Origin of the sequence: Streptomyces sp. SCUT-3, assembly GCF_014083985.1 — a bacterium.
Lineage (GTDB): Bacteria > Actinomycetota > Actinomycetes > Streptomycetales > Streptomycetaceae > Streptomyces_H > Streptomyces_H thermolineatus.
Genome location: NZ_CP046907.1, coordinates 185,002 through 198,273, shown reverse-complemented (window position 1 = coordinate 198,273; position 13,272 = coordinate 185,002). Strand labels below are relative to the sequence as shown.

Below are 13,272 nucleotides of genomic sequence, written 5' to 3'. Positions count from 1 at the left end.
GAAGGGCGGGCTCAGGCATTGGGCGGCAGGTCGGTGCCCGCGCCGCGGCGGCGCACCGAGACCAGGTCGGCCCGTCCCCCGGCTGCCGGAGCGGCGGCGGCCGCCGCGGCCGGCTCGTCCGCGGCGCCCGGCTCACCGGCCGCCCCGCCGCACGGCGAGCAGCCGCCGCCGTGCGCACCGCAGCCGGCGCCCTCCTCGTCCGGCCCGGCGGCGTGCGCACCGCAGCCCGCACCGGCCCCGGACGCCGCCCGGTGACCGGGGAGCGTCACCGTTCCCGCGCCCTCCACCTCGAACCCGGCGTCGGCGATCATCTCCAGGTCGGCCTTGCCGGCCTGGCCCTCGCTGGTCAGGTAGTCGCCCAGGAAGACGGAGTTGACCAGGTGCAGCGCCAGCGGCTGCATCGACCGCAGGTGGATCTCCCGCCCGCCGGCCAGGCGCACCTCCACGTCCGGGCACACGAAGCGGACCATCGCCAGGATCCGCAGGCAGCGCTGCGGGGTGAGCGCCCACTCCTGGGCCAGGGGCGTCCCCTCGAAGGGGATGAGGAAGTTGACCGGCACCGAGTCCGGGTCCAGCTCCCGCAGTGCGAACACCACGTCGACCAGGTCCTCGTCCGACTCGCCCATCCCGGCGATCAGGCCGGAGCAGGCGGACATCCCGGCGGCCTGGGCCTGCTGGACGGTGCTCACCCGGTCCGCGTAGTCGTGGGTGGTGCAGATGTCCCCGTAGGTGGCCTCGGAGGTGTTGAGGTTGTGGTTGTAGGCGTCTGCGCCGGCCTCCCGCAGCCGCCCGGCCTGACCGTCGGACAGCAGGCCCAGGCAGGCGCACACCTCGACGCCCTCGTTCTCCTCCTTGATGGCCGCGATGGTCTGCGAGACCCGCTCCACGTCCCGGTCCGTCGGACCGCGGCCGCTGGCCACCAGGCACACCCGCTTGGCCCCGCCCGCCACCCCGGCGCGCGCCGCCTCGGCGGCCTGCTCGGGCTTGAGCCAGGTGTACTTGAGGATCTCCGCCTTCGACCCCAGGCGCTGGGAGCAGTAGGAGCAGTCCTCCGGGCACAGGCCCGACTTGAGGTTGACCAGGTAGTTCAGCTTCACCCGGCGCCCGAACCACTGGCGGCGCACCCGGCCGGCGGCCGCCACCACGTCGAGCAGGTCGTCGTCGGCGGTGGCCAGTACGGCCAGCGCCTCGTCACGGGTCGGCAGCTCCCGCCGCAGCCCCTTTTCCACCAGCGTGTTCAGCAGATCCATGACAGTGATCCTGACGCAGCGCGGCGTGTGTGGCCAATGACGGACCGCACAAGACGCGCCCGTACGGCTGTGTACATTGCCACACTCCGCCGGAGTTTCCCCGGCGCTACGTTGCAGGGGAACACTTCGCCGCACACCACCGGGACGAGTCATGCACACCCATCCGTTCGACTGGCTCGACGAGCAGGCGGAGGCCCGCCGACGGGCGGGACTGCTGCGCACCCTGACGCCCCGTCCCGCGGCGTCGCCGCTGCTGGACCTGGCCGGCAACGACTACCTGGGCCTGACCCGCCACCCGGCGGTGGCCCGGGCCGCGGCCGATGCCGCCCTGCGCTGGGGAGCCGGCTCGACCGGCTCGCGCCTGGTCACCGGCACCACCGAACTGCACGCCGAACTCGAGTCCGAACTGGCCGACTTCTGCGGTTTCGAGGCCGCCCTCGTCCTCGCCTCCGGCTACGCCGCCAACCTCGCCGCGGTCACCGCGCTCACCGCCCGCCCGGAAACCCTGGTCGTCTCCGACGCGTACAACCACGCCTCGCTGATCGACGGCTGCCGGCTCTCCCGGGCCCGCACCGCGGTCGTCCCGCACCGCGACCCGCTGGCGGCGGCCAAGGAGTTCGCCGTCCACGGCGGGCCGGCGGTGGCCGTCACCGACTCGGTCTTCTCCGTCGACGGCGACGCCGCCGACCTCCCCGCGCTGGCCCGGGTGTGCCGGGCCGCCGGCGCGGGGCTGCTGGTCGACGACGCGCACGGCCTGGGCGTCCTGGGCGAGGGCGGCCGGGGCGCGGCCGCGGCGGCGGGACTGGCCGGGGACGCCGACGTGGTGGTCACGGCCACCCTGTCCAAGTCCCTGGGCAGCCAGGGCGGCGCGGTCCTCGGCCCCGCCCGGGTGATCCGCCACCTCGTCAACACCGCGCGCACGTTCATCTTCGACACCGCTCTGGCCCCGGCCGCGGCCGGCGGCGCGCTCGCCGCGCTGCGCCTGGCCCGCGCCGAGCCGCAGCGCGCCGCCCGGGCCCGGGAGGTCGCCCGGGAGACGGCGCGCATGCTGGCCGGGGAGGGGCTGCAGGTCTGCGAGCCCGACGCGGCGGTGGTCTCGGTGCGCGCGCCGTCCCCGGAGGCGGCCGTGCGCTGGGCGGCGGACTGCCGGGCCGCGGGGCTGGCCGTGGGCTGCTTCCGGCCGCCGTCCGTCCCCGACGGCGTCTCCAGGATCCGGCTGACCGCGCGGGCCGACCTGACCGACGCCCAACTGCGCACGGTGGTGGGCACGGTGGCCGCCACCGCGCCCCGCGTCCGGTGAGGTCCGGACCGCGCCGCGCGACCGCTCACACCAACGTTCACCGCATCGGGCGACAGATGTGTGCGTGTCTTTGTGGGCGGGTCCCCCCGCGTGCACGATGAGGGGCACGCCGGGGCCGGGGCAGCCGTCCGGAGCCGCGTCCTCCCCGTGTCCGCGGTGAGCGCGGGACCTGCTGCCCGGAGCCGGGCGCGTCCTGCCCGGCGCGGGTCCGGCGGGAGAGGGAGACGTCGCCGTGGCACACCTCAGGGAAGCATCCGTCACCCTGCCGAGCGATCCGGCCTCGGTCGGCACGGCCCGCAGGTACGTCACGGGAGTCCTGGCCGGATGGGGCCTGTCCGAGCGGTCCGAGGAGGCCGACGTCGTGCGGCTGATCGTCTCCGAACTGGCCACCAACGCAGTCCAGCACACCCGGGGCCGCTCGCCCGTCCTCACCGTCGAGGTCCGGCTGGAGCGCGACGCATGGCTGCGGATCGGGGTGACCGACGGTCACCCGCGCCTGCCCCGCAGGCCCTCCCGCCCGGACCGCCCGGACAACGGCCGCGGACTGCTGATCGTCCGCACCCTGACCGCCGCGGCCGGGGGCAGGTTCTGCGCCGCCCCGGCCGCCGGGGGCGGCAAGACGGTGTGGGCTCTCCTGCCCTGGACGTCCCCCGCCGGTGGTTCCTGAGCCACCGGGACGCCCCCGTCCGCCCGGCCGCGGGGCTCCCCGCGGGTCAGCGCACCCGCCCGTAGGAGACGCTGGTGGTCCACAGCCTCTCCTTCTTCACGCGAGTGCCGGGCTTGGCGGCGTGCCAGACGCGGTCCTTCCCCGCGTAGAGGGCCACGTGGTAGACACGGCCCCTGCCGTGGAAGAAGACCAGGTCACCGGGCTTGCGGCTCTTCTTGGAGATGTGCCGGGCCCTGGTGTACTGGGCGGCCGCGGTGCGGGGCAGGGACCTGCCGGCCTTCTTGTAGGCGTAGAGGATCAGCCCCGAGCAGTCGAACTGGTTCGGTCCCGCGCCGCCCCACCGGTAGGGGGACCCCTTCTTCGAGGCCGCGACCTTCAGTGCCTTGGACGAGACGCCCGCCGCCTCGGCCTCGGCCGCGGCCCCGGGCACCAGCACGGAGCCGGCGAGGACGGCAGCGGCCACCGCGGAGGCCGCGCCCGCCCTGGTGAGCAGCGGGGGGAGAGCGGGAAGAACAGTGCGTGCACTCATGCACGAGCCCTTCGTCATCCGCCTGCGAAGGATTGCCTGTCGGGTTCGGGCCGGCGAAGTTGCCCGGCCGCTGACGCGGCTTCACCCCAAGGAGCCGTCCCTCACGGGCGGCCCCGCCGTGCCGGGTCCTCCGTTCCTGCCGATTCGAGGTGTGTCGATCTGTCGTCCGGTGCGGCGGCAGGACTCGGCGTCCGCCCGGACCGCCCCGCCGTGGTGACGGGGGCTTGTCGTCGCTGGTGATCGTCGCTCGTGAATGTGCCCGTATTCGAGTGGAGGGGGATTCAGGTGATTTCTGTCCGCCCCCGGGCCGATCGGGTGGCCGGCCGACGGCGACGAGCCGCTCCCGGGTGACGGGAAACCGCTCTCACCAGCGCTTTTTTATTCGCGTGATCAAACCTCCCGGGCGCGAATTCATGCACTCCCGTTGTCGGTGTGTCGGTTCGATCATCACCGAAAGGGTTACCTGATGTGCTCTCAACGGGGGTGCGGGGGAGGGAGGGTCACCGACGAGGTGCGCCGTTCCGCGTCCAGCACCCGCAGGGCGCGGGCCATGGTCGCGGTGTGCAGTTCGCGCTCCCCGCGCCGGTGCATCAGTTCGAGCGCGTCGCGCAGCGCCGCCGCGCGTCCCGGCAGTGCCTGGGCGGCGCGCAGGGCCGAGTAGGTGTCGCGGCTGCGGGCGGGGTTGGCCCTTCCGAGGAGGTCGACGACCTCCAGGAAGCGGTCGATCACCTCCGCCTCGGCGCCGGTCAGGGCCGGCAGGGGAGGGAGTTCGGGCAGCACGGCGGTTCACCGCTTCGAGACGACGTGGTCGACCAGCCCGTGGCGCAGTGCTTCCTGCGCGTCCAGCACGGTGTCCCGCTCCAGGGCGGCACGCACCCGCTCGCGGCTCCCGCCGGTGTGACGCACCAGCAGGTCCTCCAGCATCCGCGCCTGCCGCGCGATCTCCCCGGCGTGGATCCTCAGCTCCTCGGCCGTCCCCCGGACCGGTTCGGCCAGGGAGGGCTGGTGGATCAGCACCCGCGACCCGGGAGTGGCCAGGCGCTTGCCCGGTGCCCCGGCGGCGAGCAGCACGGCGGCGGCCGAGGCGGCCTGGCCGATGCAGACGGTGGCGACGTCGCAGGAGACGAACTGCATGGTGTCGAGGATCGCGGTCATCGCGGTCAGCGAGCCGCCGGGGGAGTTGATGTACAGGGAGACGTCGCGCTCCGGCGCGGCCCCCTCCAGGTGGATCAGCTGCGCCATGACGTCGTTGGCGGCGGTGTCGTCGACGACCGTCCCCAGGACGACGATGCGCTCCTCCAGGAGCTTGGAGTACGGGTCGAGGGTGCGCACCCCCTGCGGGGTGCGCTCGGTGAACTGCGGCAGGACGTGGCGGGCGGCAGGGCGCTGCATCGGGCACCTCCGGTGCTGGCGCGGGGGCAGGACCGCCCCCGCACGTCAAAATGTACAGGACGTACAGAACGTATGATGGGGAGCATGGCCCACGAGATTCCCGTGACGCAAGCCCGAGCCGAACTCGCCGAGCTGATCAACCGCGTCGTCTACGGCGGTGAGCGCGTGGTCCTGACCCGCCACGGCAAACCGCTCGTCGCCCTCGTCTCCGCCTCCGACCTGGAACGACTCCAGGAGCCGGACCCGGCGGAGGACGATCAGGTGATCAGCACCGTCTCCGCCTTCCGGCCGGTGGATTCCGCGCCGGGCGAACAGCGGCGCTTCGGCATCGCCGCCCACCGCCGGGACCCCGCCCCCGGGGACGGCGCCCCGGGCCGGGGCGAGGACGGCCCCCGGCGCCCCGGCGCACGCTGAGCGCCCCGCCCGGCGCGCCCCGCCCGTCCGCGCACCGGCCGCCCCTCCGCCCCGCCCGCGGCCGCCCGGCGGCGGGCGGGGGAGCCCTCAGCGGGGGAAGAGCTCGAACGCCACCGCGGGGCGTCCGCCGAACCGGCCGGCCGCGCCCCCGGTGGTCCCCTCCAGGAAGGCCCGGCAGTAGCGCTCGGGGTCCTCGTCGGTGAGCGCCCCGACGTAGGCGCGGTGCTCCATCAGCGACCGCACGCCGCGCTCCAGGGTGCCGGTGACGTCCACGGCGTGCGTGGGCCGCGGGGAACCCGCCACGGCCACCCACCGCACCCCGTCCCACGGCTGCAGCCCCGCCTCGTCCAGCAGCTCGGGGAAGATCCACCGGTTGCCCGCGTCCGCCGCCGCGTCCAGGGCGGCCCGGCCCACCGCCCGGTGGTCGGGGGTGTTCCACGCGCCCTGCTCCCAGGTGTCGCGGTGGTTGACCGTCACCAGCAGCTCGGGGCGGTGGCGGCGGACCGCCGCGGCCAGGTCCCGGCGCAGCGCGGTCCCGTACTCGATCACCCCGTCGCGGTGGTCGAGGAACTCCACCGAGGACACCCCCACCACCGCGGCGCTGGCCCGCTGCTCGCGCTCGCGCAGCGGCGCGGCCCTGTCCGGCTCCAGGCCGTCGATGCCGGCCTCGCCCCTGGTGGCCAGCAGGTAGGACACCTCCTTGCCCTCGCCGGTCCAGGCGGCGACCGCGGACGCGGCACCGTACTCCAGGTCGTCGGGATGGGCGGCGACCGCCAGGGCCCGCTGCCAGTCCCCGGGCAGCGGGCGAGTTCTCCGGCCATGGCTCTCTCCTGTCGTGGGTGCGGTTCGTGGGTGCGGTTCGTGGGTGCGGCGACGGCCCCCGAACCACCCCTTCCCGGCCGGCGGACAGGGGGCACACCGGGGCACGGGGGGAATGGAAAAATCGAACTGGGGAACGTGCCTGGTGGCCGCCCGTCCGGGCGGCCGTGTCCGGTCGTGCACCGGGCCGACCCCGCAGGAGGAACGACGACGATGACCACCGTGCAGGCGAACGGACCGGAACAGGGCGCCGCGGCCCCCGTACTCGGCGACCCGCGGCAGCGCATGCGCCGCCGCCTGGAACGGCTCATCGGCATCGCGGCGACCGAGGGGAACACCTTGGTCCCCCTGCGCAACGGCGACGAGATCTTCCCCGCCATGCTCGGCGCCGTCGAGGCGGCCCGCCACACCGTGGACATGATGACCTTCGTCTACTGGCGCGGGGAGATAGCCCGGCGGTTCGCCCGCGCGCTGGCCGACCGGGCCCGGGCGGGGTGCGCGTGCGCCTGCTGCTGGACGGCTTCGGCAGCCGGCTGATCGAGAAGGACCTGCTCGACCTCATGGACGGCGCCGGCGTCGAGGTCGCCTGGTTCCGCAAGCCGCTGTGGCTGTCGCCGTTCAAGCAGAACCACCGCTGCCACCGCAAGGTGCTGGTCGTGGACGAGGAGGTCGCCTTCACCGGGGGCGTCGGCATCGCCGAGGAGTGGTGCGGCGACGCCCGCAACCCGGGGGAGTGGCGCGACACCCACGTCGAGGTGCGCGGCCCCGCGGTCGACGGCATCGCGGCGGCGTTCGCCCAGAACTGGGCCGAGTGCCGCCCCGACCTGTTCGACGACCGGGACCGGTTCGTCCAGCACGTGCCCCGCGACGGCGAGGAGGGCGGCGCCGTCGTCCAGGTGGTCCGCGGGTCGGCCAGCTTCGGCTGGCAGGACATGCAGACACTGCTGCGCGTGGTCCTGGAGTCGGCGGAGCACAGGCTGCGCCTGGCCACCGCGTACTTCGCCCCGGACGCCTACTTCGTCGACCTGCTGTGCGCGGCCGCGCGGCGCGGGGTGCAGGTCGAGATCCTGCTGCCCGGCCCGCACACCGACAAGCGGGTCTGCCAGCTGGCCGGCCAGAACTTCTACGAGGACCTGCTCGCCTGCGGCGTGCGGATCCTGCACTACCGGCCGACGATGATGCACGCCAAGATCCTCACGGTGGACGGCATCGCCTCCCTGATCGGCTCCACCAACTTCAACCGCCGCTCCCTCGACCACGACGAGGAGGTCATGCTCGCGGTGATCGACGACGACTTCACCGCGCGCCTGGACGAGCACTTCGAGGAGGACGCGGCCCTCAGCGACCCGATCGAGGAACGCCGCTGGCGCAGACGCGCCCTTCCCCAGCGGCTCCTGGAGGCGGCCGTCACGCCCGTCCGGCGCTTCCTGTGACCCCGGCGGCCGCGGTGGACCGGCGCCGTGCGGGCCACCTGCCCGGACCGGCCCGCGAACCGTCCGCCCTCCCGCACGCGGTGAGCAGCGGACCGCGCTCCTCGCGGTGCGCAGCGCAGCGAGCGGCCACCGAACCGGTCGGCGGTGCCCGGCCGGTTGTCCGCCCGACGGATGAACCGGCACGGCCTTCCGGGTGACGCGGACCGCGAGCCGTTCCCCCGGGACCGCGGCGGCTGATCATGGGGCGCACACGTCCGCCCGCCCTCTTGCCCGGAGGCACCGTTGAACGCCGCCCGTACCCTCGCCGCACCCCTCGCGCTCCTCGCCGCCCTGGCTGCCGGCCCCGCCGCCCCGGGCCCTGCCGCGGCGGCGGACCGCGCGCCGGGCGCGGGCCCGCAGGCCGCCGACCACCTGCAGCTCAGCGTCTCCGGAAGCGAGCGCACCTGGTGGCGCGGGGTGGAGCTGGACTGCAGGCCGCCCGGCGGCCGGCACCCGCGGGCCGCCCGGGCGTGCGCGGCGATCGAGAGGGCCCGCGGCGACTTCGGCGCGCTGCGCGGGAGAGCGGGCATGTGCACGGCCGTGCACGACCCGGTGACGGCCGCCGCCACCGGCACCTGGCGCGGCCGGAGGATCGAATGGCGGCGCACCTACGGCAACGCCTGCGAGCTCGAGTCCGCGACCGGCCCGGTCTTCCGCTTCTGACGGCCCGGGCGGCGCCCCCGCGTGTTCCGCGGCCGGCGCCGCCCTTCAGCTTCGGGGGGTCGTCGCCGCGGCAGCCGTGGCGGCTCCCAGCACCACCCAGGCGAACCACAGCCAGCCGTTGCCGCCGACCGCGGCGCTGTACAGCGACAGCACCACCAGGGTCACCAGGGTGAGCACCGTCATGGCCTTCAAGGAAACAGGCATCGTCGCCCTCCTCCCTGCTCCCATGGTGGCGCGCGGACGGCGGCGCGGCCACAGCGCGCGGCCCCGGTTCCCGCCGGGAGGGCGGGAACCGGGGCCGCGGGGGGCGTGCCGCCGGGGCGGGGCCGGGTTCAGCCGGAGCTGCCGGACAGGCCGGCGTCGCGGCTGCGGGCCTCCAGGGAGGCCAGGTAGGCGTTGTAGGCGTTCAGCTCGGCGTCCCCGTCGCGGTCGGCCGCCCGGTCCGAACGCTTGGCCCTGCGGGCCTCCGACTTCGACCACTGGGCCATCAGTGCCAGCAGCACCACCAGCGTGGGGATCTCGCTGAACGCCCAGGCGATGCCGCCGCCCGCCTGCTGGTCGGCCAGCGGGTCGATGCCCAGCGAGGCGGGCGGGTTCGCGAAGGTGTCCACCATCACCGCGGACGACATCATGAAGGCGATGCCGAAGAACGCGTGGAAGGGCATCCCGATGAACAGCTCCAGCATGCGCATCACGTGGCCCGGGCGGTTCGGCCCCGGGTCCACGCCCATGATCGGCCAGAAGAAGGACAGGCCCACGGCCAGGAAGTGGACCATCATCACGATGTGACCGGTCCTGCTCTCCATCAGGAAGTCGAACAGCGGGGTGAAGTAGAGCACGTACAGGCTGGCGATGAACATCGGGATGGTGAACCCCGCGTGCGTGATCACCCGCATGTAGCGGCTGTGCAGCAGCGCCACCAGCAGCTCGCGCGGCCCCTTGCGGCCCCGGCCCGCGGACGGCAGCGCCCGCAGGGCCAGCGTCACCGGGGAGCCGAGCAGGATCATGATGGGGGAGAGCATGCTGATGATCATGTGCTGCACCATGTGCACGCTGAACATGACCATGCCGTAGTCGTTGAGCCCGGTGCAGGTGACCAGCACGACGGTCAGCACACCCGTGACGAACCAGACCGTCCGGTTGACCGGCCAGGAGTCGCCGCGCCGGTGCAGCCGCGCCACGGCCCACCCGTAGAGGAGCAGGGCGACCAGGCAGCCGGTGAGCCAGAACAGGTCGGGGCTGAAGGCGAGGCCCCGCCCCAGGGTGAAGGGCGGCAGGTCCATCCCCGGCATGCCGTGCCCGCTGTGGTCCATGGCCGTCATCTCTCCCGTCGTGCGCGCCGCAATGCGCCGTTTCGCAGGGCTTGTGCCCGCACCAGCCTAGAACCGCCCCCGGCCGGGGGCCCGGCCGGGGGCGGTTCTTGAGGGGAAGGCCGTCGGCGGCCCGCGCTCACAGCACGCACTCGGCCTCGGTGTAGCGCTCGGCGGGAACGGTCTTGAGGGTCTTCACGGCCTCGGCGAGCGGGACCAGGGTGATGTCGGTGCCGCGCAGCGCGGTCATCATCCCGAAGGCGCCGTCGTGCACCGCCTCCACCGCGTGCCAGCCGAAGCGGGTCGCCAGCACCCGGTCGTAGGCGGTCGGGGTGCCGCCGCGCTGGACGTGGCCCAGGATCACCGGGCGGGCCTCCTTGCCCAGGCGCTGCTCCAGTTCCGCGGACAGCTGCCGCGCCACGCCGGCGAACCGCTCGTGGCCGTAGACGTCCTTGCCGCCCTCGTCGAACGCCATCGTGCCGGGCCTGGGCTTGGCGCCCTCGGAGACCACCACGATGGCGAACCGCTTGCCCGCGGCGAACCGCTTGCCGACCAGTTCGGTCAGCTCCTCGATGTCGAACGGGCGCTCGGGGACCACGATGGCGTGCGCGCCCGCGGCCATGCCCGAGTGCAGCGCGATCCACCCGGTGTGCCGGCCCATGACCTCCACGATGAGCACCCGCTGGTGCGACTCGGCGGTGGTCTTGAGCCGGTCCAGCGCCTCGGTGGCCACCCCGACGGCGGTGTCGAAGCCGAAGGTGACGTCGGTGGCGGCGATGTCGTTGTCGATCGTCTTGGGTACGCCGACGATCGGCAGCCCGGCGTCGGAGAGCAGCCGGGCCGCCTTGAGGGTGCCCTCGCCGCCGATCGGGATCACCGCGTCCAGCCCCAGGTCGGCCACGTGCTCCCGGGCTCGCTCCACCCCGTCGCGCAGGTGGGCGGGCTGGACGCGGGAGGAGCCCAGGATCGTGCCGCCGCGGGCCAGGATGCCGCCGACCGCCTCCAGGTCGAGGGGGCGGTAGTCGCACTCCAGGAGCCCCCGCCAGCCGTCGAGGAACCCGACGACCTCGTCGCCGTGGTCGACGACCGCCCGGTGCACGACCGAGCGGATCACCGCGTTCAGACCGGGGCAGTCGCCCCCGGACGTCAGCACGCCTATACGCATTGCCCCAACTACCTTCGCGACTCGACCGGGGGGCCGGACCACGTCGTCCGGATGGATTGACGAAGGTTATGTTACAAGGCGGAACATACTCAGGTCGCCGCCGTGGCCGCGGCGATCCGCTCGTCGCGCAGCGCCTCGTACCACGTCTCGTCGACCGGGGGCAGGGCGTTGACGTCCAGGGCCAACTTGATGAGCAGGTCGGCGATCTGAGGGTTCCGCGCCATCACCGGGCCGTGCATGTAGGTGCCGAAGACGGTGTCGTTCCACGCGCCCTCGGTGCCGTCCCCGGTCCCGTTGCCCCGGCCGAACCTGACCTTGGCGAACGGCCGCGCCGTGGGCCCCAGGTGGGTGACGCCCTGGTGGTTCTCGAAGCCGGTCAGCGGCGGCAGGTTCAGCCGCTCGTCGATGTCGGCCAGCACGTCGCCCACGCACCGCGCGCCCTCGCCGCGGGTGCTGTGCACGTCCAGCAGGCCCAGGCCCGGCTCGGGGCGGCCCAGGTCGTTGACGAACTCGTGCCCCAGGATCTGGTAGCCGGCGCACACCGAGAAGACGATCGCGCCGTTGTCCACGGCCCGCTGCAGGCCGCCGTCCCGGCGCAGCCGCTCGGCGGCCAGCCGCTGCGGCCGGTCCTCGCCGCCGCCGATCAGGTAGATGTCGCCGGAGGTCGGCACCGGCTGGTCCGACCGCACGTCGATCCGCGTGACGTTGAGACGGCGCTGCCGGGCGCGCCGCTCCACCACCAGGGCGTTGCCCTGGTCCCCGTAGGTGCTCAGCAGGTCGGGGTAGATCCACACCAGTCGCAGGCTGGAGTCGCTCATGGTCTCTCTCGGTACCTTCCGGGGCGTCAGTTGCCGACCTGGCGGCGCAGGTCCTGGAACGCGGTGTAGTTGGCGATGACCTCGATCCGGCCCGCGGGCGCGGAGCGCACCGCCTCGCCCAGGTCCTCGCAGACGCGGAAGTCCAGGCCGGCGACCTCCAGGCGCACCGCGAGGTCCAGCTTGCGGTCGCCGAGGACGAAGATCGGGTGGCCGGCGAGCCTGGTGTAGTCGACGTCCCACAGCCACGAGGTGTCGGTGCCGTCGGCGCCGCGGGCGTTGACCGACAGGATGACCGGCGCGGGCGGGCCGTCGATCAGCGAGAACGTCTCCAGCCAGCCGGCGGGGTTCTTCGCCAGCAGCAGCCGCAGGTCGCGGCCGAGGTGGGAGACGACGTCGTAGCGGCCGGCCACCGCCGCCACCGAGTACATCCGCTCCAGCGCCACCTCCGGCTGCACGCCGAAGACGGCGGCCACCGCCGCGGAGGAGGCCGCGTTGGCCTTGTTGGCCCGGCCGGGCAGCTGCAGCCGGATCGGCCAGGCGGTGCCGTTCGGGTCGAGCACGTAGTCGCCGGACAGCGCCCAGGTCGGCATCGGGCGGCGGAAGCCGCACTCCTCGCAGAACCAGTCGTCGCCCGGGCGCTGGAGCACACCGCCGCAGGAGGGGCAGGACCAGGCGTCGTCCTTCCACATCTGCCCGGCCGCGACCCACACCACCGTCGGGCAGGAGGACGCGGCCCACGCCACCAGCGGGTCGTCGGCGTTGGCCACGACGACGGCGTCGGTGCCGGCCAGGCCCTCGCGCCAGTTCTCGGCCATCATCCGGGTCTCGGCGGCGCGGTCGAGCTGGTCGCGGGAGAGGTTCAGCAGCGCGATCGCCTTGGGGCGGACGTCCTCGGCGACCGAGACCAGGTACTTCTCGTCCACCTCGATGACGCCGAAGCGGGCGTCGAAGCCGCCGGACAGGGCGGAGGTGATGCCCGCGGGCATGTTGGCGCCGAGCGCGTTGGAGACCACCTTGCCGCCCGCGCGCAGCGCTTCGGCGATCAGCCTGGTGGTGGTGGTCTTGCCGTTGGTCGCGGAGACCAGGACCACCTCGAGGTGGCCGGCCAGCCGCGACAGCAGGTCCGGGTCGACCCGGAGCGCGACGCGGCCGCCGATCACCGAGCCGCTCCCGCGGCCCGCCGCCCGGGAGATCGCCGCCGCCGTCCTGCCCGCAGTCACCGCGAGCTTGGCCCGCGGCGACAGCGAATCCGGCCCTGGGGCCATGTTGCCTGCCATCGTCAGTGCTCCTCCTCGCATCCGGCGCCGCCTGCCCCGCGGCCGCCGCGGAGCAGCCTATCGACTCCGGCCCACCTGCCCGAATCCCGGCGCCGTCCGGAGACTTCGCGTTCCGGTGCCGGAGCGTGCTTCCGCCCGTCCCGGGGCCGCTCCCGAACCACCCCCGGGGCGCCCCCGGGCCGTCCGATCCGCCCGC

General features: G+C 74.3%; 14 protein-coding genes, 1 pseudogene and 1 riboswitch. Of the genes and pseudogenes, 5 read left to right on the top strand and 10 right to left on the bottom strand.

Annotation, left to right across the window (positions count from 1 at the left end; all coding sequences use genetic code 11):
- Positions 1-11: 11 nt before the first annotated feature.
- On the bottom strand, positions 12-1,250 hold the full coding sequence (gene bioB / locus GQS52_RS00935) for a biotin synthase BioB (RefSeq protein ID WP_182311208.1): 1,239 nt from the start codon (positions 1,248-1,250) through the stop codon (positions 12-14).
- Positions 1,251-1,401: 151 nt separating this feature from the next.
- Here bioB and GQS52_RS00930 point away from each other — a divergent pair, with 151 nt between their 5' ends.
- Both GQS52_RS00930 and GQS52_RS00925 read left to right on the top strand, forming a co-directional pair.
- Positions 1,402-2,550: an 8-amino-7-oxononanoate synthase gene (locus GQS52_RS00930; protein WP_182311207.1), complete on the top strand. Its 1,149-nt coding sequence runs from the start codon at positions 1,402-1,404 to the stop codon at positions 2,548-2,550.
- A gap of 232 nt (positions 2,551-2,782) precedes the next feature.
- A complete protein-coding gene (locus tag GQS52_RS00925) occupies positions 2,783-3,217 on the top strand; it encodes an ATP-binding protein (protein ID WP_182311206.1) in 435 nt (144 codons plus the stop codon).
- 46 nt (positions 3,218-3,263) lie between these two features.
- Here the strand turns inward: GQS52_RS00925 and GQS52_RS00920 are convergent, their stop codons facing one another.
- From GQS52_RS00920 to GQS52_RS00910, 3 genes are all read right to left on the bottom strand, one after another.
- Positions 3,264-3,746 (bottom strand): C40 family peptidase, encoded by a 483-nt coding sequence (locus tag GQS52_RS00920; RefSeq protein WP_182311205.1) that lies wholly within the window; start codon positions 3,744-3,746, stop codon positions 3,264-3,266.
- A 4-nt stretch (positions 3,747-3,750) separates the two neighbouring features.
- A riboswitch (cyclic di-AMP (ydaO/yuaA leader) is annotated at positions 3,751-3,906 on the bottom strand.
- Positions 3,907-4,220: 314 nt separating this feature from the next.
- Entirely contained in the window at positions 4,221-4,526 is a 306-nt protein-coding gene (locus GQS52_RS00915) for a hypothetical protein (RefSeq protein ID WP_182311204.1), read from the bottom strand.
- A gap of 6 nt (positions 4,527-4,532) precedes the next feature.
- Positions 4,533-5,138: an ATP-dependent Clp protease proteolytic subunit gene (locus tag GQS52_RS00910; protein WP_182311203.1), complete on the bottom strand. Its 606-nt coding sequence runs from the start codon at positions 5,136-5,138 to the stop codon at positions 4,533-4,535.
- Positions 5,139-5,222: 84 nt separating this feature from the next.
- On the opposite strand from GQS52_RS00910, the gene GQS52_RS00905 reads away from it, so the two are divergent.
- Positions 5,223-5,552 carry a type II toxin-antitoxin system Phd/YefM family antitoxin gene (locus tag GQS52_RS00905; RefSeq protein WP_182311202.1) on the top strand — a complete coding sequence of 110 codons (330 nt, stop codon included), beginning with the start codon at positions 5,223-5,225 and terminating at the stop codon, positions 5,550-5,552.
- 87 nt (positions 5,553-5,639) lie between these two features.
- Here GQS52_RS00905 and GQS52_RS00900 read toward each other — a convergent pair whose 3' ends face one another.
- Positions 5,640-6,353 carry a PIG-L deacetylase family protein gene (locus tag GQS52_RS00900; RefSeq protein WP_182316135.1) on the bottom strand — a complete coding sequence of 238 codons (714 nt, stop codon included), beginning with the start codon at positions 6,351-6,353 and terminating at the stop codon, positions 5,640-5,642.
- A gap of 303 nt (positions 6,354-6,656) precedes the next feature.
- Between GQS52_RS00900 and GQS52_RS00895 the strand changes: the two are divergent.
- Positions 6,657-7,804 (top strand): annotated as a pseudogene (locus GQS52_RS00895) (phospholipase D-like domain-containing protein).
- A 282-nt stretch (positions 7,805-8,086) separates the two neighbouring features.
- Complete coding sequence (locus GQS52_RS00890) at positions 8,087-8,506, top strand: SSI family serine proteinase inhibitor (protein ID WP_182311201.1); 420 nt, start codon at positions 8,087-8,089, stop codon at positions 8,504-8,506.
- 45 nt (positions 8,507-8,551) lie between these two features.
- Here GQS52_RS00890 and GQS52_RS00885 read toward each other — a convergent pair whose 3' ends face one another.
- From GQS52_RS00885 to GQS52_RS00865, 5 genes are all read right to left on the bottom strand, one after another.
- Positions 8,552-8,710, bottom strand: coding sequence for a hypothetical protein (locus GQS52_RS00885; RefSeq protein ID WP_182311200.1), 159 nt, complete (start codon positions 8,708-8,710; stop codon positions 8,552-8,554).
- A 128-nt stretch (positions 8,711-8,838) separates the two neighbouring features.
- Positions 8,839-9,819 (bottom strand): cytochrome c oxidase assembly protein, encoded by a 981-nt coding sequence (locus tag GQS52_RS00880; RefSeq protein ID WP_182316134.1) that lies wholly within the window; start codon positions 9,817-9,819, stop codon positions 8,839-8,841.
- A 136-nt stretch (positions 9,820-9,955) separates the two neighbouring features.
- The gene (locus GQS52_RS00875; protein WP_182311199.1) at positions 9,956-10,981 is read right to left on the bottom strand and encodes a 6-phosphofructokinase; all 1,026 of its coding nucleotides are present in this window, start codon (positions 10,979-10,981) and stop codon (positions 9,956-9,958) included.
- Positions 10,982-11,070: 89 nt separating this feature from the next.
- Positions 11,071-11,799 (bottom strand): glutamine amidotransferase, encoded by a 729-nt coding sequence (locus GQS52_RS00870; protein WP_182311198.1) that lies wholly within the window; start codon positions 11,797-11,799, stop codon positions 11,071-11,073.
- Positions 11,800-11,825: 26 nt separating this feature from the next.
- The gene (locus GQS52_RS00865) at positions 11,826-13,076 is read right to left on the bottom strand and encodes a MurT ligase domain-containing protein (RefSeq protein ID WP_182311197.1); all 1,251 of its coding nucleotides are present in this window, start codon (positions 13,074-13,076) and stop codon (positions 11,826-11,828) included.
- Positions 13,077-13,272: the final 196 nt, after the last annotated feature.

Bases quoted from the DNA above. Each gene is read 5' to 3' on its own strand.
- GQS52_RS00875 (WP_182311199.1), bottom strand. From the start codon at position 10,981: ATGCGTATAGGCGTGCTGACGTCCGGGGGCGACTGCCCCGGTCTGAAC.
- GQS52_RS00880 (WP_182316134.1), bottom strand. From the start codon at position 9,819: ATGGACCACAGCGGGCACGGCATGCCGGGGATGGACCTGCCGCCCTTC.
- GQS52_RS00905 (WP_182311202.1), top strand. From the start codon at position 5,223: ATGGCCCACGAGATTCCCGTGACGCAAGCCCGAGCCGAACTCGCCGAG.
- GQS52_RS00920 (WP_182311205.1), bottom strand. From the start codon at position 3,746: ATGAGTGCACGCACTGTTCTTCCCGCTCTCCCCCCGCTGCTCACCAGG.
- bioB (WP_182311208.1), bottom strand. From the start codon at position 1,250: ATGGATCTGCTGAACACGCTGGTGGAAAAGGGGCTGCGGCGGGAGCTG.
- GQS52_RS00870 (WP_182311198.1), bottom strand. From the start codon at position 11,799: ATGAGCGACTCCAGCCTGCGACTGGTGTGGATCTACCCCGACCTGCTG.
- GQS52_RS00865 (WP_182311197.1), bottom strand. From the start codon at position 13,076: ATGGCAGGCAACATGGCCCCAGGGCCGGATTCGCTGTCGCCGCGGGCC.
- GQS52_RS00930 (WP_182311207.1), top strand. From the start codon at position 1,402: ATGCACACCCATCCGTTCGACTGGCTCGACGAGCAGGCGGAGGCCCGC.
- GQS52_RS00910 (WP_182311203.1), bottom strand. From the start codon at position 5,138: ATGCAGCGCCCTGCCGCCCGCCACGTCCTGCCGCAGTTCACCGAGCGC.
- GQS52_RS00885 (WP_182311200.1), bottom strand. From the start codon at position 8,710: ATGCCTGTTTCCTTGAAGGCCATGACGGTGCTCACCCTGGTGACCCTG.